At 52.2% G+C, this 24525-nt stretch carries 20 protein-coding genes; 10 read left to right on the top strand and 10 right to left on the bottom strand.

From position 1 onward, the window contains the following. Positions 1-126: 126 nt before the first annotated feature. On the bottom strand, positions 127-2385 hold the full coding sequence (yccS, locus tag C7A19_RS04300; RefSeq protein WP_116644271.1) for a YccS family putative transporter: 2259 nt from the start codon (positions 2383-2385) through the stop codon (positions 127-129). A gap of 244 nt (positions 2386-2629) precedes the next feature. Here yccS and helD point away from each other — a divergent pair, with 244 nt between their 5' ends. After that, entirely contained in the window at positions 2630-4705 is a 2076-nt protein-coding gene (helD, locus tag C7A19_RS04305; RefSeq protein WP_116644272.1) for a DNA helicase IV, read from the top strand. 66 nt (positions 4706-4771) lie between these two features. On the opposite strand, the gene C7A19_RS04310 is transcribed toward helD, so the two are convergent. Further along, entirely contained in the window at positions 4772-5227 is a 456-nt protein-coding gene (locus C7A19_RS04310; RefSeq protein ID WP_077608963.1) for a methylglyoxal synthase, read from the bottom strand. A gap of 317 nt (positions 5228-5544) precedes the next feature. Between C7A19_RS04310 and C7A19_RS04315 the strand changes: the two genes are divergently transcribed. Both C7A19_RS04315 and C7A19_RS04320 read left to right on the top strand, forming a co-directional pair. Further along, complete coding sequence (locus C7A19_RS04315) at positions 5545-6030, top strand: hypothetical protein (RefSeq protein ID WP_069362819.1); 486 nt, start codon at positions 5545-5547, stop codon at positions 6028-6030. A gap of 29 nt (positions 6031-6059) precedes the next feature. Next, positions 6060-7175, top strand: a complete 1116-nt coding sequence (locus C7A19_RS04320) for an endonuclease/exonuclease/phosphatase family protein (protein ID WP_116644273.1) — start codon at positions 6060-6062, stop codon at positions 7173-7175. Here C7A19_RS04320 and C7A19_RS04325 read toward each other — a convergent pair. After that, positions 7172-8044 carry a (2Fe-2S)-binding protein gene (locus C7A19_RS04325; RefSeq protein WP_116644274.1) on the bottom strand — a complete coding sequence of 291 codons (873 nt, stop codon included), beginning with the start codon at positions 8042-8044 and terminating at the stop codon, positions 7172-7174. The two genes, C7A19_RS04320 and C7A19_RS04325, sit on opposite strands and share 4 nt — an antisense overlap. 175 nt (positions 8045-8219) lie before the next feature. Next, complete coding sequence (locus C7A19_RS04330; RefSeq protein ID WP_116644275.1) at positions 8220-8831, bottom strand: YitT family protein; 612 nt, start codon at positions 8829-8831, stop codon at positions 8220-8222. 229 nt (positions 8832-9060) lie between these two features. On the opposite strand from C7A19_RS04330, the gene C7A19_RS04335 reads away from it, so the two are divergent. The 5 genes from C7A19_RS04335 to C7A19_RS04355 all read left to right on the top strand — a co-directional run bounded on the left by C7A19_RS04335 (position 9061) and on the right by C7A19_RS04355 (position 15428). Then, positions 9061-9774, top strand: coding sequence for a GntR family transcriptional regulator (locus C7A19_RS04335; protein ID WP_077459446.1), 714 nt, complete (start codon positions 9061-9063; stop codon positions 9772-9774). A 71-nt stretch (positions 9775-9845) separates the two neighbouring features. Further along, on the top strand, positions 9846-10715 hold the full coding sequence (gene prpB / locus C7A19_RS04340; RefSeq protein WP_116644276.1) for a methylisocitrate lyase: 870 nt from the start codon (positions 9846-9848) through the stop codon (positions 10713-10715). A gap of 114 nt (positions 10716-10829) precedes the next feature. Continuing rightward, positions 10830-11981 carry a 2-methylcitrate synthase gene (gene prpC / locus C7A19_RS04345; RefSeq protein WP_116644277.1) on the top strand — a complete coding sequence of 384 codons (1152 nt, stop codon included), beginning with the start codon at positions 10830-10832 and terminating at the stop codon, positions 11979-11981. Between the two features lie 43 nt (positions 11982-12024). Next, positions 12025-13476 (top strand): bifunctional 2-methylcitrate dehydratase/aconitate hydratase, encoded by a 1452-nt coding sequence (locus C7A19_RS04350; RefSeq protein WP_116644278.1) that lies wholly within the window; start codon positions 12025-12027, stop codon positions 13474-13476. 65 nt (positions 13477-13541) lie between these two features. After that, positions 13542-15428, top strand: a complete 1887-nt coding sequence (locus C7A19_RS04355; protein ID WP_116644279.1) for a propionyl-CoA synthetase — start codon at positions 13542-13544, stop codon at positions 15426-15428. Positions 15429-15502: 74 nt separating this feature from the next. On the opposite strand, the gene C7A19_RS04360 is transcribed toward C7A19_RS04355, so the two are convergent. The 3 genes from C7A19_RS04360 to C7A19_RS04370 all read right to left on the bottom strand — a co-directional run bounded on the left by C7A19_RS04360 (position 15503) and on the right by C7A19_RS04370 (position 19341). Beyond that, positions 15503-16462, bottom strand: coding sequence for a sensor domain-containing diguanylate cyclase (locus C7A19_RS04360; RefSeq protein ID WP_116644280.1), 960 nt, complete (start codon positions 16460-16462; stop codon positions 15503-15505). Between the two features lie 131 nt (positions 16463-16593). Next, on the bottom strand, positions 16594-17781 hold the full coding sequence (locus tag C7A19_RS04365) for a class I SAM-dependent methyltransferase (protein WP_116644281.1): 1188 nt from the start codon (positions 17779-17781) through the stop codon (positions 16594-16596). 186 nt (positions 17782-17967) lie between these two features. Continuing rightward, complete coding sequence (locus tag C7A19_RS04370) at positions 17968-19341, bottom strand: methyl-accepting chemotaxis protein (RefSeq protein ID WP_116644282.1); 1374 nt, start codon at positions 19339-19341, stop codon at positions 17968-17970. An 81-nt stretch (positions 19342-19422) separates the two neighbouring features. On the opposite strand from C7A19_RS04370, the gene yccX reads away from it, so the two are divergent. Beyond that, positions 19423-19695: an acylphosphatase gene (yccX, locus tag C7A19_RS04375; RefSeq protein WP_069362831.1), complete on the top strand. Its 273-nt coding sequence runs from the start codon at positions 19423-19425 to the stop codon at positions 19693-19695. 111 nt (positions 19696-19806) lie between these two features. On the opposite strand, the gene C7A19_RS04380 is transcribed toward yccX, so the two are convergent. From C7A19_RS04380 to C7A19_RS04390, 3 genes are all read right to left on the bottom strand, one after another. Continuing rightward, the gene (locus tag C7A19_RS04380; RefSeq protein WP_025672953.1) at positions 19807-20136 is read right to left on the bottom strand and encodes a TusE/DsrC/DsvC family sulfur relay protein; all 330 of its coding nucleotides are present in this window, start codon (positions 20134-20136) and stop codon (positions 19807-19809) included. Positions 20137-20366: 230 nt separating this feature from the next. Next, the gene (locus C7A19_RS04385; protein WP_046073363.1) at positions 20367-21035 is read right to left on the bottom strand and encodes a Bax inhibitor-1/YccA family protein; all 669 of its coding nucleotides are present in this window, start codon (positions 21033-21035) and stop codon (positions 20367-20369) included. Between the two features lie 207 nt (positions 21036-21242). Next, the gene (locus C7A19_RS04390) at positions 21243-22520 is read right to left on the bottom strand and encodes a divalent metal cation transporter (RefSeq protein ID WP_116644283.1); all 1278 of its coding nucleotides are present in this window, start codon (positions 22518-22520) and stop codon (positions 21243-21245) included. A 578-nt stretch (positions 22521-23098) separates the two neighbouring features. On the opposite strand from C7A19_RS04390, the gene C7A19_RS04395 reads away from it, so the two are divergent. After that, a complete protein-coding gene (locus C7A19_RS04395) occupies positions 23099-24307 on the top strand; it encodes a NupC/NupG family nucleoside CNT transporter (RefSeq protein ID WP_116644284.1) in 1209 nt (402 codons plus the stop codon). Positions 24308-24525: the final 218 nt, after the last annotated feature.

A 24525-nucleotide genomic window follows, 5' to 3' on the forward strand; every position in this document is an offset into this window, starting at 1 on the left:
CGCTGAGTAAATAAGTGTAATTTTACACAGCGCTGACGTGATACCCGTTCTATTAACCCAGAAGTAACTCGCCCCTTTTTCGTGACAGTGCCGCGCTAACCTTTGTGTAACCGCTTTGCTTCCCTTCTAGGCGCGACTTTGCTTAAGTGCTTGCTGACGTAAGGTCTCGGTTAAACTATTTAGCTCAGGCAACATGCGTTGAATTAAGTGTAGCTGTTGTAGCACCATGCTGAGTGGGGCGTTATCAACAGGCACGTAAGTAGGAGACTGTGACTCGATGGTGGCATTGGCGTGGTGCTCATCAATGCTCACTGGCTCGCCCGTGGGTGTTTTGGTGCCGGTTGAGGGCACTTGTGCGGGTAACGCTGTAGGCAATGCTTGCCCCAAGCGCTCAGTCAACGTGTTGAGGGATTGATGAATTTCACGATGGAGCTGCGCCATCTTTTGATGATTAACCTCATCATCCATCCGGCTGCGATGCGCACCAAGAGCGGAAATGTAACTGAGCATAGCGTTGTTCAAGCACAAAAACCGGAAGGTCTCTTCAATATTGGTGCGATAGCGTCCAGGCTCCACCAGCATGTTACTGATCGCGGTGGTTAGCTCAGCATCGGCATTATGGGCATGTCGACGCGCGATCCGATAGGCAAGGTTGTCCCGCTTACCCACTCGGTATTGCGCAATCACATGAGCCAAGTAGTCACGGTTAGCTTGTAGCGCTTCAGTCATGATCCCGCGCAAGCGGTGGGCTTGCCAGTCGGGTAGCACATAACGGACGGCGGCGACCGCAATCAAACAGCCAATCACGGTATCGCCAAGGCGAGGAAGAATAACCGCGAAGCCTTGGCCAAATTGGCTAAAGCACATCAGCACCAGCAGGGTAATAAATAAAGTGGCGAGCGTGTATTGCACGGTACGAAACGCGAAAAACAGCACCCCAGTGATCACCATTAACGCCAATTGACTGCTGGGATCAGGGAAAAGGTAGAGTGCGGGCACTCCCAAGAGTAAACCGGCGACCGTCCCTAAAATGCGCTCTTTCAACTTACTGCGTGTCGCAGAGTAGTTGGTCTGACACACAAATTGAATGGTCATCAAAATCCAAAAGCCGTGCTCTAACCCAAGCCCTTGGATCAGGGCATAGCCGGTCAGCAATGATAAGGACAAACGCACCGCATGACGGAAACGCAGTGATTTAACCGTGAGTTGCCGGCGAATGCGGTAAGCCATTTCCCCCAACGAGTGTGCATCCGGGTCGGCCAGTTCACTTTCTTGGAGGTTGTCCGTGCTGGCTAAGTGGCTCAAGCTGGCCAGTTGTTGTTCCACTGTCTCCAAGTTCTTGTAGAGAAAATCGAGTTGTTGCAGCAGCGCGAGGCGAGTGCTGTCTTGCTCCTCTTGTGCCGACAAATAGGCCATCGACTGTTTGATTGCCATCAGGGCTTGGTGGCCTGTTTTCGGGTGATGGTAGTGTGTACCGATCGACATCGCTTGCGCAACATCCCGGCAGGCTTGCGCTTGCGCGTTTAATAAGGCTTCAAAGCGAAAGAGGATATCGGAATGAAAAAAATGCGCCGCCAGATCCTGGTAACGATAATGGGATGAACTCACACGTTCGTGAATATCTTGGGCAATGAAATAGGTTTGTAGCAAGGTTTGATGTCGCTGTGTGAGTCGACCGCGTCGAGCACGGGCCAGTAATGACGCTTTCGCTTGATTGAGCGCGGCCACCACTTGCGCATTTTGGTTGGCGGCGGCAATACGCGTCGGTTGCGGAACCAACTCGGCGACCGGATGGAACAAACTGGATTTGGTTTCCATATAAGTGGCGGTTTGACGAAACACCGCAGCCAATCGGTGTTGAACCGGGCGGTGAGGCCATATCATGATCCAAGCCAGCGACAACAGCCCATACCAGAGCGCCCCAGATAACAGCATCATCGGCTGTAACCACATATCACTGCCTTGCTCCATCCCCAGCATGGTGTAAACCGCCAAAAGTAACGAGGCAAAGGCGATGGTGCCATAGCGCTCACCGATCGCGCCCAGCATGATAAAGCCAAAGCTGGAGGTCGTCAGGCCAATCGCGAATAGCCAAGGGGTGTCGTAAAGTAGCTCGACCGAGAAGGCCGCTACGGTAAAGCAAACAAGGGTGACACCGAGCGCACGCAACCGCCCCCAAAAGTGATCATCCACTTCCGCCAATGCCGAGGCAATGACACCGAGCACCAGTGGCGTCACAATATCTGTGCGTCCGGCGTATCCCGCGTACAACGCCACACCCATCAGGGCAATAAGGACGCGAATACTGTCATTAATACGATGGTTCGCCCAATACTCACGCACGGCGAGCGGCAGGAAAGGTAAACGTGGCAGAGAAAAAGGCATAAATAAGGATGACCGGCCAACAATGTTGGCAAGATAGCAGAAATGAAACCAGAAACTAAGTCTCAATGAGGGATTTTCTCGGGGAATAAGAAAAGGGTTGCGGCAGGTCAATTTCGTGTTGTCAGCGCACTGCGTAGGCAGTGGCATCGCGCTAGTAAATTGATTTATCGAGCATTGAGAAGTAGCATGCCAAGCATCTTTTTAGGGCACAACGCGTGCGCTATTCGCTGAATAACGTTGAGATATGAAACTTACAGCCAATCGCTGGGCACAATGGCTTGTTTACGGCGATCATTACAGCTTGCAGCTTGAAGATGATGGCTTACTGCTCGAATCTCGTCATCACCGACAATACATTCCTTTCTCGGCATGGGATGGACAGCTAACGGTATCGCGTGGGTTGCTGTGGGGGACGATTTCGCTGACCGGTTATACCGATGAGGGTGACCCACTGCCATTCGAGGTCTTTGGCTTGCCATGGGATCACGCCCAACAAGCGGGACAAACGATTTACCGCCACTATCAAGCCTATATCGCCCGTTATCAAAAACGGCTAGCGATGATTCAGCCTAGTTTGTTGGCCGAGTTTGATGCACTGGTGAATGCGCCAGGTTATGCGCGTGTCGCCCAATTACGCAGCGCCCGACAAACGGTATTGAATAAGCTGGAAGGTGAGGGGATCCCTGCCTCGTTCTTGGCCAATTTGGACGAAAGCCTTGCTACCACACTATCGCCTGTGCTGCAGGCCGACTCAAGCTGGCTGAAAGCCCGCAATCAACAGTGGCAAGCGGCGATGCTTAACCAGTGGCAAACCTGGTTTGATACCATTGAATCGTCGCCATTGAATGCCGGGCAGCGCGAGGCCGCGCTTACCGATGAATCCTATACCCTAGTGGTGGCAGGGCCCGGAAGCGGCAAAACCAGCGTATTGGTGGCACGCGCCGCGTATTTAATTGAAAGTGGTCAAGCCAAGCCTGAGCAGCTTTTGTTGCTGGCCTTTGGTCGTGATGCTGCGACAGAGCTTAAAACGCGGATAAAGACCAAAACGGGCCATGAGGTGAATGTCACCACCTTTCATGGCTTTGCCCGTCAGCAACTTGCCGAGCACCAAGGACAGGCCCCGGTTATTTCGCCGCTCGCCAGTGATGAGACGGCCAAAGCGGCGTGGCTGACCCAAACACTCGCCGAACACTGGCAACAGCCCACTACCCGCAAACGCTGGGACAAATTACATCAGCAGCAAACACTGCCGCTTGATGATAACGCTGAACTGACGGCGTGTGCCCATGACAGCCGGTTGCACACCTGGGTTTGGTCGCGTCTTTCACGGGTGATCCAAGCCAATACCACCAAGCGTGCGCTAACCGATAAACTGGCAAGCTTTGAGGCGCAGGCCGCCTTAAAAGATGAACTGGCGGTGATTTGGCCGTTATACCAAGCCTACAAACAGGCGCTAAAAGCCGATAATGCCGTAGACTTTGACAGCTTAATTACCCAAGCCACTAAGCTGTTTCAGCAGCGAAAATTCGTCACGCCCATTCAATTTGTGATGGTCGATGAATACCAAGACATTTCCCCAGCACGATTGGCGATGCTCGAGGCACTGTGTCACGGTAAAGCGGACAGTGAATCGCAAGTACCACGCGCTTCCTTGTATGCGGTGGGGGATGATTGGCAAGCCATTTATCGCTTTGCCGGTGCCGATGTCAACTTAACCACAGAGTTTGCGCAGCGTTTCGGCGACAGTGAAATTTGCTGGCTGACCACCTGCTATCGCTATCCGTCTACCTTGGGTGATGTAGCGCAGCAGTTCATTGAACAAAACCCCAAGCAGCTGAGCAAACAATTGGATTATGCGCGCGATAAGGCATCGGCGAAAACGCCCAAAACGATCAAGGTGATCACGGACGATAAGATAGAAAAGACACTGGCAAGCCTTGCCAAAAAGCACGCTAAAGCCGAGAAAGCAGTGAGTGTGATGCTGATAGGTCGCACGCACGCTATCCGTCCTGACGCGCTAGAAAACTGGCAGAATGCTTATCCGTCATTGGCGCTTCGCTATACCACCGCACACGCCAGCAAGGGCCAAGAAGCCCACTATGTGTTTATCCTCGGCATGGATGAAGGCGTATTTCCCGCCAAGCCTCGCTCGCTTTCACTCGATGAGGCCTTATTAGGGAAAAATGAAGAGCCAATTGAACACGCGGAAGAACGGCGACTGTTTTATGTCGCCCTGACGCGCGCACAAAAACAAGTGTGGCTGGTACACCAAAAAGGCCATGCCTCACCGTTTGTGGAGGAATTGAAAGGGTACCTTTAAGAAACGGGAACCCACACTGTTAGCCATAGACGGCGTTAGTCACAGACCGACAGCGTGGGAAAAAGATTACAAACGTTCGTCTAAGTACGCTTGGTAATCAGGGATTTGAACATCCACTTCTTGGCCAAATAGCGGCGACGTGATCAGAAAGCGTGCGGTTGAGCGATTGGTGGCAACGGGAATATTCCAAACCGTGCTTACGCGGAGTAGCGCTTTGACATCCGGGTCGTGTGGCACGGCATTGAGCGGATCCCAAAAGAAAATCATCGCATCAATTTTTTGTTCAGAAATCATCGCCCCGAGTTGCTGGTCACCCCCCATGGGGCCACTGATTAACGGGGTGATTTTTAATCCGGTTTCTCGCGCAAGAATATGCCCGGTGGTGCCGGTGGCATACAGCTCATGCTGACTCAGTATCTCTTTATTTTCTTGTACCCACTCGCTCAAGGCGCTTTTGTAGTGATCGTGCGCCACTAACGCGACGTGTTTACGCGCAAGCATGGTCCGAGACGTTTGCTTCATACCCATTATCCCTCGTTAACAAGGTGGTTGTTATCAAACTGCCCACCGCAGCATTTACCGAAGCCTAAATCAATCCGGCGATGAAATATAGCGCCTAACTGACAAACTCCGACGGTCACTTGTCAGAATTATCACATTATCAATAAAAAAATAGCCAAGCACATGAAATAAAATCTATTTTTTCACCCACTTGTTAATCAAGCACGCAAAAGTAGCGCGACAACCCATCCAAGTAGCAACAAAAAGGCTACAGTTAGGTAATCAGGCAATGGAAGTGCCTAGTCATACAGGAGTGTTTATGAGCAAGGAGTACGCGTATGTGGGTGACACTGGATTTTGAAGCATCCGGTTTGTCGTTAGTGTCTTACCCGATTGAGGTCGGGTACGTGTTACCAAGTGGTGACAGCCATAGTTTTTTGATTGACCCTTCCACCGCCAGTGGACATTGGCACCACTGGGACAATGAAGCCGAAACCCGAATTCATGGGATCTCGCGTGAACGTCTTTTTAGCGAAGGGATCAGTGTTCTTGAAGTATGCCAGCATCTCAACCAGACCCTCGCGCCTTTTGAACATGTATTGTGCGATAGCCAATGGGATCTGTTCTGGATGGGGCGACTTTATAAAGCCTGCTATATGCGTCCTTCATTCACCTTAATGGAGGTGAATCAATGGCTAAAAAAGCACAGCGATCTGGATCGGCGCGATTTTAGTCGCGAAATGGAGGCACTGGGGCCGACGCCGCATCGAGCAGAGGACGATGCGCGGCAAATTCGTCGCGCCCTTGATAGCTTGTTAAAATAGCTCGCCTTTTAGCTTACTCGTGGGATGTCATGACAACACCTTTTACCCTTAGGTTCGCGCAATTCAACCTCTCTCTAGCCGGGCGTCAGGCTGGTGACATTAAAGCAAAGATGCTAGCGCCTGCCCCCAGCCGACAAATTAAAAATCTCGCCGCGACCTTACAGCGGGTGCGTCCTGATGTGGTGGTGCTTTGCGAATTCGATCATCCAGGCGATGGCGGTGATGATGGGACGCTAGCTGCATTTTGTGAGCGTCACTTGGCCGAATCGCAACACGGTGACACGCCGATTGATTATCCGTATCGCTATTTACCCGCCACCAACACGGGGTTAACACTCACGGTGCCGGTCAGTGAGCATCAACGCTTAACGAATGCCCAGCAATGTCATGGCTTTGGCGACTATCATGGCCAGTTTGGTTATGTGATTTTATCGCGTTACCCCATCGAAGACGATGCGATTCGCACGTGGCAAGACTTCGCGTGGCATCAGCTTCCTCAGCATCAAATTCCCGCGGACTACTACACCGAACAGGCACAAACGGCGCTACGCCTCGCCTCGAAAAACTTGGTGTCAGTGCCGATTTTGGTTGGTGATAAACGAATACAGGTGGTGGCCTGTCATCCCACGCCGCCGGTGTTTGATGGGCCAGAAAAGCGTAACTGGCGGCGCAACAGTGATGAAATTCACCAACTGATTGGCCTTTTGGATAATGCCGATTGGCTGGTGGACGACAAGGGCGCTCACGGCGGGCTTTCTCCTGAGACACCGTTTGTGGTGATTGGCGATTTAAATGCGGATCCGAGCTATGGTGATGGGGACAAGCAAGCCATTGGCGCCTTGCTTCACCATCCGCTTGTGCATCCAGAGGTTGCAGTTGGGGCGCAGGTGCCAAAAAGTGACGCAGCCCAGTCTCACGCGTTTCGCTTTATCGAAGGGAAAGGACGGGCAATTGCTACCCATAACGGTGGGTTGCGCCTCGATTATGTCCTACCTTCGTGTGAGCTTGCGGTGTTAGCCTCCGGCGTATTTTGGCCTGCCCCTGATGATGCCGACTACCCACTGATTTGTGATAAAAACGGCCAAGAGCATGCGCGAGCTCACTCCGATCATCGTCTTGTCTGGGTCGATGTGGCACTGAGTTAGCGAGGCTGCGAGTCCAGCGCCACGCCCTCACGCTGACACGCGACTTCCGCGAGACGTTTAGCTTGTTCGTCCGGCTTTAAAAAGCAGCAGGTTGAGCAATAATTGTGATCATCGACGGTAAAGATCCGGCAGCAGCCGCCGCGCAAACGGAAGCTGTGGGTTTGCAGCACAGTTTGGGTGTCATTCGGATCGTAGACGGTGACATCGTGAAAGCCACTGCGCTTACTATAAAGCGGGGTGCCGCGTTGATGGACGATCGACAGCGCGGCTTCACGCGCGGCCTGCTCACACTCACGATGTTTACCCACCATCAAAAAGGCAATACAGATTGAATCGGCAACCACTTTCCAAAGTGGCCCTTCACGCATACCACTTTGTTCCGCCACCGCATCGACGATCGGCGAAAAGTGACGTAACAACGCGCCGTGCAAAATAGCCTGCCAATCTTCTGCCGCTGGCTGTTTCCAGCCAATCAAGGCATTGAGGTAAAAATGTGGTTTGTGATAAACCAGCTCCTCGCCATTCGGTTTGGTGACGCGGGTAGGCTGGTATTTGACCTGCCAATTATCTAAATCTAGCGAGGGGAGTTGTCCGCCCAGGAGCCAGCTAGCCAGCACGGGCAGCAAAAATTCATAGGCATAAGCGCCGATAAAGAGCGTGCCTTGGGCGCGGTTATCTGCGTCGCCATAGGTGGCGTTGACGGCGGAAAAACACTGCGTCAATCCGTGCTCAGTCGTGAGTTGTTCTTGAAGTGACGTGCCCACTACATCATCAGGGATCACAGACAAGCCTAAAGCAGAAGGGAAAGGGGCGAGTGCAACCGTGGTGGGCAGGCTTAACACATCAACGCTAGGATCGGCCGCGTTCATCAACACTCCTTTATGATAGGCGATCAAAACGCGAAATTTAGCATGTGCAGCAATCAATTGTAAGAGTGATTCGCATTTAGGTGTCGGTGCACTATCGTAACGATTGGGAACAAGGTGTCGCAGAGGAAGTGGTTGAGAAGAGAGACGGGTATCCACCTCTCAAAGGTCGACGCTATTATGCTGTTGAAGGAGGCTGGACTTGATAGCGCCCAGGCTTGTGGTTCAAGGCGAGCACGAGGTTGGTGGTAATCGCCGCGGCGACAGATAAGGCAATCAGCCATGGGTCAACGATCATCAGCGACAACACCACAATCGAGCAATCCAGTGCCATTTGTACTTTGCCGGCGCGGATGCCAAACCGTTGCTGTAAGAACAATGCCAAGGTGTTAAATCCACCCAAACTACACTGATGGCGGAACATCACTAACATGCCCATGCCAATTAACCCACCGCCAAACAGCGCCGCATACACAGGGTGGATGCTATTAATGGTTAATACGGCGCTTAGATGATCCGCACCGAATGAGACGATACTGACCGCAACCAAGGTACTTAAGGTAAAGCGTTTACCCATTTGGGTGTAGGCGAGCCAATAAAAAGGCAGGTTAATTACGAAGAAAAGCTCACCAAAACTGAAGTCAGTGACTCGTTGTAAAAACAGCGCCAACCCAGCAGTGCCGCCGGTCAGTAATCCCACTTGGTTGAAAAAGAAGATGCCGAGTGACACCAAACTGCTACCGATAAGCAGCGCGAGTGCGTTTTCACGCTTGGAATGATTTTTATCCATATTTGCGTTCTATACCTATTAAAACGACCGCTACACCATACGCTGTTGGTTGAATAGGTCGAGTCAAACGCCTGTTTGATAACAAGTGAATAACAATCCAATGCGTACATTATCATTTACGTTGTGGTTTTGATCACGATAAAAGTGCGTCGCTACAGACCAAAGTCTAATCTACATTGTCTACAATCTTATTCTATTCTGGCTTTATTAAAGTTCTTAGGCGGTTTTTATGTCTTTATTGTCGACAAATGACCAGGTTCTCGATCAGCACACGCATTCGGTGCCAGCTGAGTCACGTGAGCCCACCAAGTCAGCCAGCCTGACTGAACAACTTATCGAGGCGATTGTCACCGGCACCTATCCAGCCGGCACCAAAGTATCGGAAGCGGGGTTAGCTGCTGCATTTGGCGTCAGCCGAGGCCCACTGCGCGAGGCGATGATGCGGGTCGAAGCCTTGGGGTTGGTCGAGCGCGTCCCTCATGTCGGTGCGAGAGTCGTGACACTCACGCATCGCCAATTAGCCGAGATCTACGCAGTGCGAGAAGCGTTAGAGGGCATGGCCGCAAGACTGGCGTGCGCGCACATCACCGATGCGGAAATTGAGCAGCTCAGTGCGGTGCTCGACACCCACCATGCCTATATCGAGCGGGTGGAGGGGGCGGCCTACTTTCATCAACAAGGCGACTTTGATTTTCACTATTGCATCATCAAAGCCAGCCATAACCACAAACTGATCAATCTGTTGTGTGGTGAGTTGTACCACCTATTGCGAATGTATCGATTTCAATCGCCCCGAGCGCATTCTCGCCCCCAGCAAGCGCTGCAAGAGCACATGCAAATTTTAGCGGCAATTCGTGAGCGCGATGCCGAGTTGGCCGAAATGCTGATGCGTCGTCATATTCAGCGCAGCCGCCAACTGATTGAACAGCAAATAGCAGATTGAATAGCAACTGACGAATTAAAAATAGTGCGGTGGTGAGCCCCGCTAAGCCACGAATTTATAAGGAGAATACGATGAGTGCAGGTGCACGTTTTCGCCAAGCGGTGCGCAGCAATATTCCGCTGCAAGTCGTCGGCACCATTAACCCCTATTGCGCCATGATGGCAGAGCGAGTAGGGCATCAAGCCATTTACCTGTCAGGAGGCGGGATTGCTAATGCCTCTTATGGCTTACCGGATTTGGGGATCACCACGCTTAACGATGTGTTGGAAGATGTCCGCCGGATCACCGCAGCAACCGATGTGCCCTTGCTGGTGGACATTGATACCGGTTTTGGCGGTGCGCTCAATATTGCTCGCACTATTCGTGAAATGGAACGAGCCGGCGCGGGGGCGGTGCATATGGAAGATCAAGTGGCGCAAAAGCGCTGCGGTCATCGTCCTAACAAAGAAATTGTCAGCCAAGCTGAAATGATCGACCGCATTAAAGCGGCGGTGGACGCGCGCACCGATCCTGAGTTTGTGATCATGGCGCGCACCGATGCGTTGGCGGTAGAAGGCATGGACAGTGCTGTTGCCCGCGCCAGAGCATACGTAAAAGCGGGAGCGGATATGATTTTCCCCGAAGCCATGCAAACGCTCGAACAGTACCAAGCCTTTGTCGAGCAAGTAGAGGTGCCGGTGCTGGCCAATATCACCGAGTTTGGGCAAACCCCACTGTTTACCAGCCAAGAGCTGGCGAGTGTGGGAGTCAGCATGGTGCTGTATCCACTCTCTGCGTTTCGCGCCATGAACCAAGCCGCCCTCAATGTGTATCAACACCTACTGGATGATGGCCACCAAAAAAACGTGGTCGACACCATGCAAACCCGTGATGCGCTCTATGACTTCTTGGGGTATCACGCCTACGAACAGCAATTGGATCGCCTATTTGGAAAAGAGTGATCACGGACGCACACCCACGGTGTGAAAACGTCGGTTACACCACTGGAATTATCATCACGTTCACGGATTCATGCAGCGGTTGAATCTGATGGCATCAAAGGAAAGGAGCCAATCATGACACATGTCGCCGTCGCACCTAACGAGAAACCAACCTCTGGCGCAGGGCTGCGTGGCCAAAGTGCTGGTACCACCGCCTTGTGTACGGTCGGGCAAACCGGCACTGGATTAACCTACCGTGGTTATGACATTACCGATTTAGCCAATCACGCCCAATTTGAGGAAGTGGCTTACCTGCTACTCAAAGGCCAACTCCCCAATCGCCAAGCGCTCGCCGACTACACCGAAACCTTGGTGGGTAAGAGGGGGTTACCTGACGCCTTAAAGGCCGTGCTGGAGCGAATTCCTGCCAATGCGCACCCCATGGATGTGATGCGTACCGGTTGCTCGATGCTGGGGAACTTGGATCAAGAAACCGACTTTACTGAGCAAGCGGATAAAACCGATACGCTGTTGGCGATGTTGCCGGCCATTATCTGTTACTGGTACCGCTATTCGCATGATGGTGTGCGGGTCGATACTTATCAGCCAGAGGTGAAAAGCATTGGCGGTTACTTCCTCAAAATGCTGACTGATGAAACCCCGTCGCCACTGCATGAATCTGTGATGCATTGCTCGCTGGTGCTGTATGCCGAGCATGAGTTCAATGCCTCGACCTTTACTGCCCGTGTGTGCGCCTCCACCTTGTCCGATTTGCACTCTTGCATTACCGCGGCCATCGGCAGTTTGCGCGGCCCATTGCATGGCGGTGCCAATGAAGCGGCAATGGCGATGCTGGAACAGTGGCGGTCGCCTGACGAAGCCGAAGCGGGATTAATGCAAATGCTGGCCAACAAGGACAAAGTGATGGGTTTTGGCCATGCAATTTACCGTGAGTCAGATCCCCGCAATGCCCTTATTAAGCATTGGTCGAAACAGCTGGCGCAGAACGCACCAGACGCTTGGCTTTATGACGTGTCTGAGCGGGTTGAGCAGGTGATGAAGCGCGAAAAAGGCTTGTTCCCCAATGCCGATTTTTATCATGCGTCGGCCTACCACTTTATGGGGATCCCGACCAAATTGTTTACCCCGATTTTTGTGATGAGCCGAGTAACGGGCTGGGCGGCGCATGTCTTTGAGCAGCGCGCTAATAACCGCATTATTCGCCCAAGTGCCGATTACGACGGACCCGAACACCAAGATTGGCTACCTATCGATCAGCGCTCTTAATCAGCGCGCATTCATCCGTTTGAAATCACAGAAGGAATTGACCATGAGCAACAACGTAGAACTGAACCAGCGCCCTGACCCTGATGCCTTATTGGTGCAAATTGCTGACTATGTCGATAGCACGCCGATTGCTTCGGCAGAGGCCTACAACACCGCACGCAACTGTTTGATGGATACCCTTGGCTGTGGCTTGCTGGCGCTACGTTTCCCTGAATGTACCAAACACCTGGGGCCACTGGTGCCGGGGACGACTGTGCGCCATGGGGCGCGTGTGCCGGGCACCTCCCATGAGCTTGATCCGGTCACTGCCGCGTTTAACATCGGTTGTATTATTCGCTGGCTCGATTTCAACGATACTTGGCTTGCCGCCGAATGGGGCCATCCATCTGATAACCTAGGTGGAATTTTGGCCACCGCCGATTACTTAAGCCGCGTGGCCGTGGCCGAAGGCAAACCACCACTCACCATGCGCGATGTATTGACGGCGATGATCAAAGCACATGAAATCCAAGGCGTGCTCGCCCTTGAAAATAGCTTTAATCGCGTCGGGCTCGATCACGTTTTATTGGTGCGCGTGGCGTCGACGGCAGTGGTCACCAAAATGCTGGGCGGTAATCGTGACCAGATCATTGATGCCGTTTCACAAGCTTGGGTGGATGGTTGTGCGCTGCGCACCTACCGCCATGCGCCGAACGCCGGTTCACGCAAATCATGGGCGGCGGGCGATGCCACCTCTCGTGCGGTGCGTCTGGCGATGATCACCATGAAAGGTGAAATGGGCTTGCCGTCGGTGCTCAGCGCACCTAAGTGGGGTTATTACGATGTGCTATTTAACGGCAACGCTTTTAGTGTCAAACAAGACTTTGCCAGCTATGTGATGGAAAACGTGCTGTTCAAGATCTCCTTCCCAGCAGAGTTTCATGCCCAAACTGCGGTAGAAGCGGCGGTGACCTTGCATTCACAGATGAAAGACCGCGTGGATGAGATTGAACGTATTGAAATCACCACCCATGAATCGGCCATTCGCATCATTTCTAAAGAAGGGGAGTTGGCTAATCCGGCTGACCGTGACCACTGCCTGCAATATATGGTGGCAGTACCGCTGCTATACGGCAATCTAGTGGCCGAGCACTACGAAGATGCTTTCCATCACGCCGACCCGCGTATTGATGCGCTACGGCAAAAAATGGTGATCAAAGAAGACCCACGCTATAGCGCGGAATACCTTGAAGCCGACAAGCGCTCGATTGCCAATGCGATCCAAATCTTCTTTACCGATGGCAGCCACACTGAACAAGTCGCAGTGGAATACCCGATTGGTCATCGCCGCCGCCGCGAAGAAGGGATCCCCGTACTGGAGCAAAAATTCCGCTCCAACTTGGCGACCCGTTTCCCGCAAGCACAGAGCGATAAAATTGCCGCTTTGTGTAGTGATCAGGCCGCGCTGGAGAAAACCCCGGTGCACGAATTTATGTCGCTGTTTGTGATTAACTAAGCACGTTCTCAACACGTTGCTTGCTAACTCATCGCTCGCGGATAGCGGGCGATAAGGAGCCGCTTATGCAAGAAGCCAGTTACCAACACCATGCGGATTGGGCCAGCCGCGATCCCGAGGGGTTTTGGCAGGCGCAGGCCAAACAGCTTGATTGGTTTACCTTTCCACAAACCATTCTTAGCAAAGACGATAATGGCATTGAGCGCTGGTTTGCCGATGGCACCATGAACACCGCGTATATGGCGCTTGATGCCCATGTCGAACAAGGTCGGGGCGAACAAACTGCGCTGATTTACGACTCACCGGTTACCGATAAAAAAACCACCTATACCTATGCGGCGCTGCGTGACTACGTGGCGAAAGTGGCGGGGATGCTGGCAGGGCTAGGGATTGAAAAGGGGGATCGGGTGGTGATTTATATGCCTATGATCCCAGAAGCAACCGTAGCGATGCTCGCTTGCGCACGGCTTGGTGCTATTCATTCGGTGGTGTTTGGAGGTTTTGCCCCGAACGAGCTGGCCGTACGGATTGAAGATGCAGAGCCTAAAGTGGTGCTTACCGCCTCATGCGGTATCGAGGGCGCGAAAACCTTGGCTTATAAGCCGATGATCGATCAAGCCATCATGGACAGTCGCTACAAACCCGACCATGTGGTGGTCTATCAGCGGGCGATGTGTCGTGCCCATTTAGACAACCCGCGTGATGCTGATTGGGCGGCGCTATTAGCTGAAGCCACACCTGCAGCACCGGTGCCGGTCAAAGCCACTGATCCCTTGTATATCCTCTACACCTCTGGCACCACGGGCAAACCCAAAGGCGTAGTGCGTGATAATGGCGGCCACGCGGTGGCGATGAAGTACAGCATGAGCGCGATTTATAACGTCAAACCCGGTGAAGTGTTTTGGGCCGCATCGGATGTCGGCTGGGTGGTAGGGCACTCGTATATTGTCTACGCCCCTTTGCTACACGGCTGCACCACGGTGATGTTTGAAGGCAAACCCGTCGGCACACCGGATGCGGGGGCGTTTTGGCGCGTGTGTGATGAGTATAACGTCAGCATTTTATTCTCTGCACCCACCGCCTTTCGAGCGATTAAAAAGCAAGACCCAAACGGTGAGCACCTTGCGCGTTATCCGATGACATCCTTACGCACGGTGTTTATGGCGGGTGAGCGGCTTGACCCGCCCACATTGGAGTGGGTGGAAGAAAAGACCCAGCGACCCGTGGTCGATCACTGGTGGCAAACCGAAACCGGCTGGGCGATTGCGGGCAATCCATTGGGATTAACCTGCTTTGCGACCAAGCCCGGCTCGGCAACCATGCCAAGCCCTGGCTATCAAGTGCAGATCCTTGATGAAATGGGCGAACTGGCGGCGCCAAACCAACAAGGATATATTGCGATAAAACGGCCCCTACCGCCTAGCTGCCTGCCCACGGTGTGGCGTAACCACGATCGCTTTGAAGCCGGCTATCTCAGCCAGTTCCCCGGTTATTATGTCTCCGGTGATGGGGGTTACATGGACGAAGATGGCTACGTGTTTGTGATGGGACGGATTGATGATGTGATTAACGTCGCGGGTCACCGTTTATCGACCGGCGAAATGGAAGAGGTGTTAGGCAGTCATGACGCGGTCGCCGAGTGTGCGGTAGTAGGCATGCACGATGAGCTTAAAGGCCAATTACCGATCGGTTTGGTGGTACTGAAAGACGGTTTTGTCTCTGTGAGTGGCGAGATCGAACAGGCATTGGTGCAGCGTGTGCGGGATCAAATTGGCGCGATTGCTTGCTTTAAACAGGCGGTTATCGTCGATAAGTTACCCAAAACACGCTCAGGTAAAATTTTGCGTCGCATTATTCGCCAAATGGCGGATGGTGAGTCTTATCAAGTGCCCTCGACGATCGATGATCCGAGCAGTTTGGAGGCCATTGCCTCTGCACTATCCGCTTCGTAGTCGGTCAGACTTTTAGTAAACGATGAGCATGGCTCAACGCAAAGCAAGGTGAGGCAATCAGTACCGACTGTGGCCTACACCTTGGCATTTTTTTGTTGAGACATCTTGGTATCCGCTTCATCCAACAAGTCATCTAAACTGCGGTGCGAGGTGGCCGAGCTGTTAGCAATCCCTTGGCTAAACGAAAGGGGGTAGGTATGGCGATTAATTCGATTAAATCGCTCAACCACGCCCGCAAAGCGCTCGAGTGCGTTTTTTGCTTCTTGGCGGCCAGCACCGTAAAGAAATAGCACAAACTCATCGCCACCAAACCGCGCAAACACATCCGACTCGCGCATATTGGCACGCAGCAAGTTAGCCAAATGGGATAAGGCGCTATCCCCTTCGGCATGGCCGTAGGTATCATTAATCGCTTTAAAGTTATTTAAGTCCAAAAACGCCAATGAATAGGGGGCATTAATCGACTGACAATGCTGCACTGCTCGGCTAGCCAGTTGCATAAAACCGCGTCGATTAGAGATACCGGTAAGACTATCGGTATAGGCTGTCTGAGCCGATGACAACTCGCTTTCCGCCAGTAGCGCCAGATCGTTTAAAAAGCGCAAGTCTTCTTGGCTAAAGCGCCTAGGTTGAGTATCAATGACACACAGTGTGCCGACATTGGTGCCATCACTGAGAGAAAGCGGATGTCCCGCATAAAAGCGAATATGTGGATCGCCCGCAACGAGGGGATTGTCGGCGAAACGTGGATCGAGGCTGGCGTCTTTCACCACAAAGGGTTGATCCCCCAAAATGGCATGGCCGCAAAAAGAAATATCGCGGGAGGTTTCGCGCACAGTCAGGCCAAAACAGGATTTAAACCACTGACGATCGTTGTCGATTAAACTCACGAGGGCGATCGGGACGTTGAATAAACGTTTCGCTAAACGTGTGATGCGGTCAAAACGCTCTTCGTCTTCGCTATCGAGCAGGCCTGTTTCTTGCAGTTTTTTTAAACGCGTATCTTCATCGCGTGGCTTAATGGGACTGAGCATTCACACACTCCTGTTGCTCGCTCTACAAATGCTGACTCTCTAAATACAGTAGAGGGGCTAGACAAAAGTGTCTAGGGCAGAAGACGACATAAGTCGCCTACTACCACAAAATGTGCGATACCGCTTGCGGCTTATTGCACCAGACAAGCAAAGCCTTTCAGATAGAACCCTTCTGGGTAGGCACTGTGAGTGGGGTGGTCGGCAGCTTGTGTAAAGCGCTCGATAAATTGTACGTTTTTACCCGCATCCAAGGCGGCATCTGCCAGTATCTTTTGGAACAGACCCGTATCCATTAAGCCCGAGCAAGAGTAGCTGAGCAGCACACCGCCTGGATTCAGCAGCTGCATGGCGAGCATGTTAATATCTTTGTAACCACGGCATGCACCGTTCAGTTGGGATTTCGACTCGGCAAACTTCGGTGGGTCCATTACTATCACATCAAAGCGTTCACCTTGTTCGCGATAAGTGCGCAGCAGCTTGAACACATCGGCATTAATAAACTCAGCACGCGTGAGATCAAAGCCGTTTCGCGCCGCATTGGCTTTGGCTCTATCGAGCGCCGGCTGTGACACATCTACATTAGTGACGTGTTTGGCATTGCCTTTTTGCGCATACAAGCCAAAACCGCCCGTATAGCAAAAGCAGTTTAAGACGCGTTTGCCATCCATGTATTTCACCGCTTGTTCGCGGCTATCACGTTGGTCGAGGTAAAAACCGGTTTTATGGCCGTTAGCAATATCAACCTCAATCGCCACGCCGTTTTCTTCTATGGTGACAGTGGCCGGCGGCTCCTCACCGTGTAACACTCCCACGCGAGGCTTGAGGCCTTCTTTCTTGCGAATCGCCACATCCGAGCGCTCGTAAATATGGCAGTCAGGGAATTCGCTGCGTAGCGCGGTGACTAGGTTATCGCGTTGGGCATCCGCCCCGGCGCTGAGCAATTGGCACACCAAGTAGTTATCGTATTTATCCACGGTAATACCGGGCACACCGTCTGACTCAGCGGCCAAGAGACGGTATCCGGTGAGTCCATCACGTTTAGCGAGCATGGTACGTAGCGATTTTGCCGCACGAATACGGGCAAGGAAAAAGTCACTGTCGATGGCGGTTTTTTCAAAGCACCACATGCGTACCCGAATTTGTGATTGCGGCGAAAATGCCCCCATGCCTAAAAACTCGCCTTGATGGTCACAAACCGTGACAGTGTCACCTAGTCCGGGCTTGCCTTCCACGCGGGTGATCCCGCGTGAGAAAATCCAAGGATGGCGGCGTTTGATGGATTTATCGCGGCCTTTGGCGAGATACACAGTGGCAGTCATGATGGTTCCTAACAATGGGTGGTGCAAAACACGTCAAAATGCTGAGTGGGGCACCTGCATCATGACGTGACTTGCGGCTCAAGAAAAAAAGGGCGGGTATTGTCGAGCAAGGTGAGTGACATTGCAATAAAAACGCGCCCAGGGAAGGGCGCGTGATAACCAGTGTGAGAGGGGTAGACCAAGGAATTAGGTGCGAAGCCCTGCCACTAAAGTTTTTAATTGATGCGCCTGTGCGCCCAGCTCGCTCACTTCAGTGGCGGAGTCACGCAGCATTTGGGCAACCTGGGTAGACTGGCTGCGTACTTGCTCCACATCTTGCGAAATCGTACCCGCGACATTGCCTTGCTGTTCAGCAGCGGCAGCAATCTCGGTGCTGCGATCGGCAATGGTGCCACTGCGCTCAGCGATTTGGCTAATTTCGGTATCAATTTCCTGCACCGCCGCTTCACTGGACGACGCATTTTCAACCGTGCCTTCCATCACCCGGCGCAGCTCCGCGGTATGCGTTTGCAGTGACTCAATCATCGACTGAATATCTACCGTGGACTCTTGGGTGCGACTGGCCAGAGTGCGTACTTCATCGGCCACCACGGCAAAGCCGCGGCCTTGCTCACCGGCACGTGCCGCTTCAATTGCGGCGTTAAGGGCCAACAAGTTGGTTTGTTCACTGATGCCATTGATGGTGGTTACCACGGTGCCAATTTGCTCGGCGTTTTTGCTCAGCTCGCTGACTTTATCTGCCGCTTGGGCAATTTCAGCGGCAAGGCCGTTAATCGCGCTCATGGTTTGTTGAACTTGCTGACGCCCCTGGTTTGCCGCCTCGGTGGCCTCTTGCGTTTGGGTCGAGGTGTCCGTGGCATGGCTGGCTACTTCGCGAATCGAGCCGGCCATTTCTTCGGTGGCACTGGCCAGTGAATCAAGATACTGGCGCTGACTCTCACCCAAGGCTTCACTTTCATCGCTACGCTGCTGCAGACTGGAGGACAGACCATCCATCATTTCCGCGCTTTCCTGGATCGCCTTCACCAAGTTTTGCTCGCGCTCGAGCACTTTATCGATAGTAACGGCAATTTGGCTAAACTCATCACGAACAGGGATAAAGTTCATTCGGTAACTCAGTTCACCCTCTGCTAGCTTTAATAAAGCTTGGTTCATGGTGTACATCGCACCGCCAATAAAGGTCATGATGTAGTAAATCAGCACCGCAATCACCAGCACCATACCAAGGAGCAGGCTCCAATCGGTGGTGCTCATATGGCTAAACAGCGAGCCGTCGACTTGGTAGGCAAGCTCATTGCCATTAAAGGTAAAACCGGTTTGCTGGTTATTGAGTAAGGTTTGCACCTCGCCTTTCGGGAGGTCGTATTTTTCAACCATGGCTTGAATGGCTTGACCTTCCGCTTCCATTTTGTGTGCCACACGGGTATCCGAAGCAGCATCCAAGGTAAGCGCAATCACAACCATTGCGAGTAAGGGGAGGAAAAAGATAAGGTAAAATTTTTCTTGTAGCCGAAGGTGGATAAAGTATTTATCAATCCATCGAAACGCAACTTCTTTCATGACGCCATCCTGTCAAACGACTTGTCTCATGTAGCGTTATACAGGTGTCGTTTTGCAATGGGAATATAGCAGAGGTGACAGATGTCTCAAAAATGTGTCAAAGCCTATGTCACAGGTCACGTTCAGGGGGTTGGCTTTCGTTATCACACCGCCCATGAAGCGTTAAAGCTTTCATTGACCGGATACGCGAAAAATCTGCCGGATGGTCGCGTTGAGGTATTGGCCTGTGGCCGCGAGGAGTCAGTGGACGCGTTAATGACGTGGTTAGATAAAGGGCCACCGACAGCAGGCGTCGATCAGGTTGACAAAGAAGGAGCGGAATGGCGCGCCGTTGATGGGTTCGCCATCTTATAGCGTCTTAATAACAGGTCTCAATAACATAGAGCCTAGTGCCAATCGTTACATGCGCCGCGAGGGTGTGGCGGCGCTTGATTTATCGGCCTCGGGACTTGTCGGCCTCGATCACTAGAGGCATTTAGCGGGCTTGGGTAAGCCTGCCAGCTTGGTGGCCTGTTTGGCTGGGCCTTTCGGGAACAGCTTAAACAAGTACTTGCTGTTGCCTTTTTCTGGGCCGTATTCTTTTTCCATCGACTTAACCAACAAACGCACCGCCGGTGAGGTGTTGTACTCTTGATAAAAATGGCGGACAAAGTGAATCACTTCCCAGTGTGCCTCGGTCAGCGCAATGTTTTCTTGTTCGGCAAGCAGCGGCACCAGGGCTTCGTGCCAATCGTCCACATTTTTTAAATACCCTTGCGCATCCGTCGCAATGGTTTCACCTTCATACACCAGCATACTTTTACCTTTGTTCGTCATCTGACCGGACGTTATCGCTTTGATTAAGGCTGCAAAGCATAGCGAGCAGGGAGGGCGAGTGCAACTGGCGCTCACTGTGCGGGATGTGGCGCGCCGCACTGAGTGGGCGCGCTTTGCAATCACCCGCTTTTAGGGATAAAAAACGCAGCCATAAAAAAAAGCCGGCGCGTGCCGGCTCTTTGTGTTTGTGACTGACTAAACCTTGGGGGTTAGTCGTCGTTCATAAAGCCAAGAATGCTTAGCATGTGAACGAAGATGTTGAAGATGTTCAAATACAGCGACACGGTGGCGCGGATGTAGTTGGTCTCGCCGCCATTAATGATGTTGCTGGTGTCATACAGAATAAAGGCTGAGAAAATCAGTACCGCGATGGTGCTGATTGCCAAGCTCAGCGCTGGGATCTGTAAGAAAATGTTCGCGACCATTGCCACCAGAAGGGCAATCACACCGGCAACCAAGAAACCACCCATGAAAGAGAAATCTTTCTTAGAGGTAATGGCATATGCCGACAGGCCTAGGAACACCATACCTGTGGTGGCGAGCGCCTGCATCACAATGCCTGGGCCGCTAGATAGGCTCAGGTAGTAGGTCAGCGTTGGGCCTAACGAGGCACCCAAAAGGCCGGTGAACACAAAGGTCCATACAATACCGGCGGAGGAGTTCATGGTGCGAGGTAGCACAAAGAACACGATCGCCAACGCACCTAGGGTCATACCTAGCGACATCATTGGGCCGATGCCGACAGCGATAGCGATAAAGGCCGCGATTGCACTGGTGATCAGTGTCATCGATAGCAGTGCATACGTATTACGAAGCACTTTGTTTGTAGATAACGCACTCTGCTGTGACTGGCTGTGCGAAACGATACGATCGTTCATAACGTTCTCCCGGTTGGGTTAACAATCCATTTCTATATACGACAGTTATGTGGGCAGTCGTTCACTTTTTCAAGCCGCCCACGTCCTTAACCTAAACCACGACTGGCTTTTATAAAGTCAATAATACCTTATCCACGCCCAACACCGTTGCTGAAGTTGTAAAAGGATGTTAACCCAGCCCTTTAAGCGTGAACAAGGTAAACTTTGTTACATCAACCACTTCCACCAGACGAATACGGCCAAAAAGCCGAACAAATACACCAAGCCGGTGACTGCCAATGCACGCATTGCTTTGCTCATGGTCACTTCAGGCGGCAAGCGGTGCTTGGTCACCAAAATATAGTTGAGCAATGCAAAAAAGGGCGTGGTAACAAACGCGGCCACCATGGCAAAATCAAGCATGGTCAGCAGTGCACCCGTCCAAAACGCCACAATCGCCAGTGCCAACACCGAGATCAGCATCATCCAGCCTTGTGCGATAGCCGGGTGCGCTTCGGCTTCTGTTTGTTCACGCAACAAGCGTTGCGATTCAGACACCACTCGCGCATAGCCATCGATCACAGTAATAGTGCTGCCGAAAATACAGAAAAAGGCCACCACGGCAATCAAATAGCGCGACCATTCACCAATGGTGGCGGCATACAGACCCACTAACTGATGCGAAAAGCCAATACCCGATTGCTTTAACTCCACCCCGCTGCCATGCAGAAGCAAGGCACCGAGTGATAAGAACACAATCGCCAACAGCGCGGTACCGATGTAACCAACGTTAAAATCAAACAGCGCCGCTTTGGCGTTAATCGGCTCAGATTGCGCTTTACGCTTGAGCCACACCGAGGTGATGCTAGAAATTTCAATCGGAGCGGGCATCCAACCCATGGTCACCACAATAAAGCCGATGGCGGCGACAGACCAAATCGAGGGTGCATTGAAGTTGGGTTCAACCGCGACAGGATTCCCCACGGCAATCGTCACTGCCACCAAGGTGGCGCAAGTCAGCGTCGCCATGATCACTTTTGATAAGGTATCCAGCGCTTTGTAATGTCCCGCAATCAAGATGACTAAGCAGGTAGCCACAATAATGCTCGAGAGCACCGTTAGTGAGAGATCAAACGGCACAAAATAGCTGAGCAAGCTGGCACTAAATAAGGTCAAGGCCGCGGTGTTAATGACACCAGATACGGCACTCAGTGCGACAAACAGCCACAGGTAAGGGCGACCTAAACGCGCATAGCCCTCGACCAAGGTTTCACCGGTTCCCGCAGTATATTGTACGCCTGCTCGAAAAAAGGGGTATTTAAACAAGTTAACGAGCAGGATCAATGCCGCGAGTTGCCAGCCATAAATGGCTCCGGCTTTGGTCGAAGCAACAAGGTGAGAGCCGCCTACTGCTGCCGCGGCCATCATGATACCTGGCCCCAATGCGCGTAGACGTTGCATCACCGACAAGCTAGATCCTGCCTGATGCGAAGAGACGGTTTGCATGTGTGTTTCCTTTATTGTGGTTGCGTTGTTGTGTTTGCTTTGTTTTATTTTTTAGCGCTATTGCTTTTGTTTTTGCCATTGAGGATTATTTTTATCACTTTTCCTTCAATAATTTTGTCAATAGCCACCCATGAATATCATATGAGCCAAACGTGTCAACTAATCTTGCCAAATTTGTTAAGCGTAGGCGTGATGCCGAGTGTGAATGATAGACACTGACAACGTGACACAAAAAGAGAGGGATAAACATCCGACCATTGTCTGAGGGACAAGACAAAGCCAAAAGGGCCGTTTGCAATGGTCAACAACCACTCAATAAGTGTGATCGAGCGTCAAATTATGCTGGAAATGAGAGATTAATCACAATAGAATGCTCGCCCAACATGTGCTCTTTGCACAGCGATAGCCAAAGAGTGACTGTGTCGCGATTCGCGGCTGAAGAAAAAGCGTCCAAGGTCGGGCCCACCTTCACCGAACCCGCGGTACGATGTAACGCATGATGGAACCTCTTGCCACCCCGGCAGCGTGTCGTACTCATCCGTACCGCAAGTGCAACACAACGGCAAGGTAATCTATTTATGCAACTTCTCTATAGTGCGGCAGGTCTGGTCGCTCTGTTCCTGTGCGCGTGCGCATTTTCCACCAATCGCAAAGCCATCAACTGGCGAACAGTGCTAGGCGCGTTTGGCCTGCAAGCCGGGTTTGCTGCCCTGGTGCTCTATATTCCCTTTGGTCAAGCCATGCTTGGGGCTATGAGTAATGGCGCGGCTAAACTACTCTCATTTGCCAACAAAGGCATCGAGTTTGTGTTTGGGCCACTGGCGAACGATGGGTTTATTTTCGCTGTTAAAGTACTGCCGTTAATCATTTTTATCAGTGCGCTGATTTCTCTCCTTTATCATCTCGGCATTATGCAGTGGGTTATAAAACTCCTCGGCGGCGGCATACAGCGATTACTCGGCACCAGCCGCGCAGAATCCTTGGTCGCGACCAGCAACATCTTTCTTTCTCAGGGCGAATCTCCTTTGGTAGTTCGCCCTTTTCTTAGCAAAATGACCCGCTCTGAACTCTTCGCCGTGATGGTCGGCGGCATGGCCTCGGTGGCCGGCAGTGTGTTAGGCGGATATGCGGCGATGGGTGTGGATTTGAAATATCTGATTGCGGCGAGCTTTATGGCCGCACCGGGCGGGCTATTGATGGCCAAAATCATCGTCCCTGAGACGGAAACACCGGCGGAGCAAAACCAGGTTGAAATCAGCGATAGCGATCAAGCGAACGCGATTGACGCCTTAGCCAGCGGCGCGATGAATGGCATGAAAGTCGCGGTGGCCGTCGGCACCATGCTAGTGGCCTTTATCAGCGTGATTGCGATGCTAAACGCCGGGCTCGGGAGTATTGGCGAGTTGTTTGAACTCGAAGGCCTAAGCCTAGAAACCCTGTTCGGCTATTTATTCTCACCCCTAGCATTGCTTACTGGCGTGCCGGTGCACGAAGTGTTTGCCGTCGGTAACCTTTTAGGCCAGAAAATCGCACTTAATGAGTTTGTCGCCTTCTTGTCCTTTGCCGATATCAAAGCCAACTTGTCGGTGCAAAGCCAGGTGATAGTGACTTTTGCCTTGTGTGGCTTTGCCAACATTGGCTCGATTGCCATTCAGCTCGGCTCGATTGGTGCCATGGTGCCCGAGCGTCGCAAAGATGTGGCAAGCTTAGGCGTGCGCGCGGTGATTGCTGCCACCTTTGCCAACCTAATGAGTGCGGCACTGGCGGGTATTTTTATCGCGCTATAATTACTGCGCGGTAAAGAGACTCAGCTAACGTCTCTCAGTTAAAAGCAGGGCGGTTGGCGGCAAGCTAATCGCTTTTTGCTACCAATATCGCCAACCTGATCACGGCTTGAGCGAGCAGACAAAAAGCGGCAAATAAAGGGTTTACAAGCCACAGCGAACCCAATAATATACGCCGCGTTCCGGAGAGATGGCTGAGTGGTTGAAAGCACCGGTCTTGA

The organism is Salinivibrio sp. HTSP (assembly GCF_003390965.1).
Taxonomy (GTDB): domain Bacteria; phylum Pseudomonadota; class Gammaproteobacteria; order Enterobacterales; family Vibrionaceae; genus Salinivibrio; species Salinivibrio kushneri.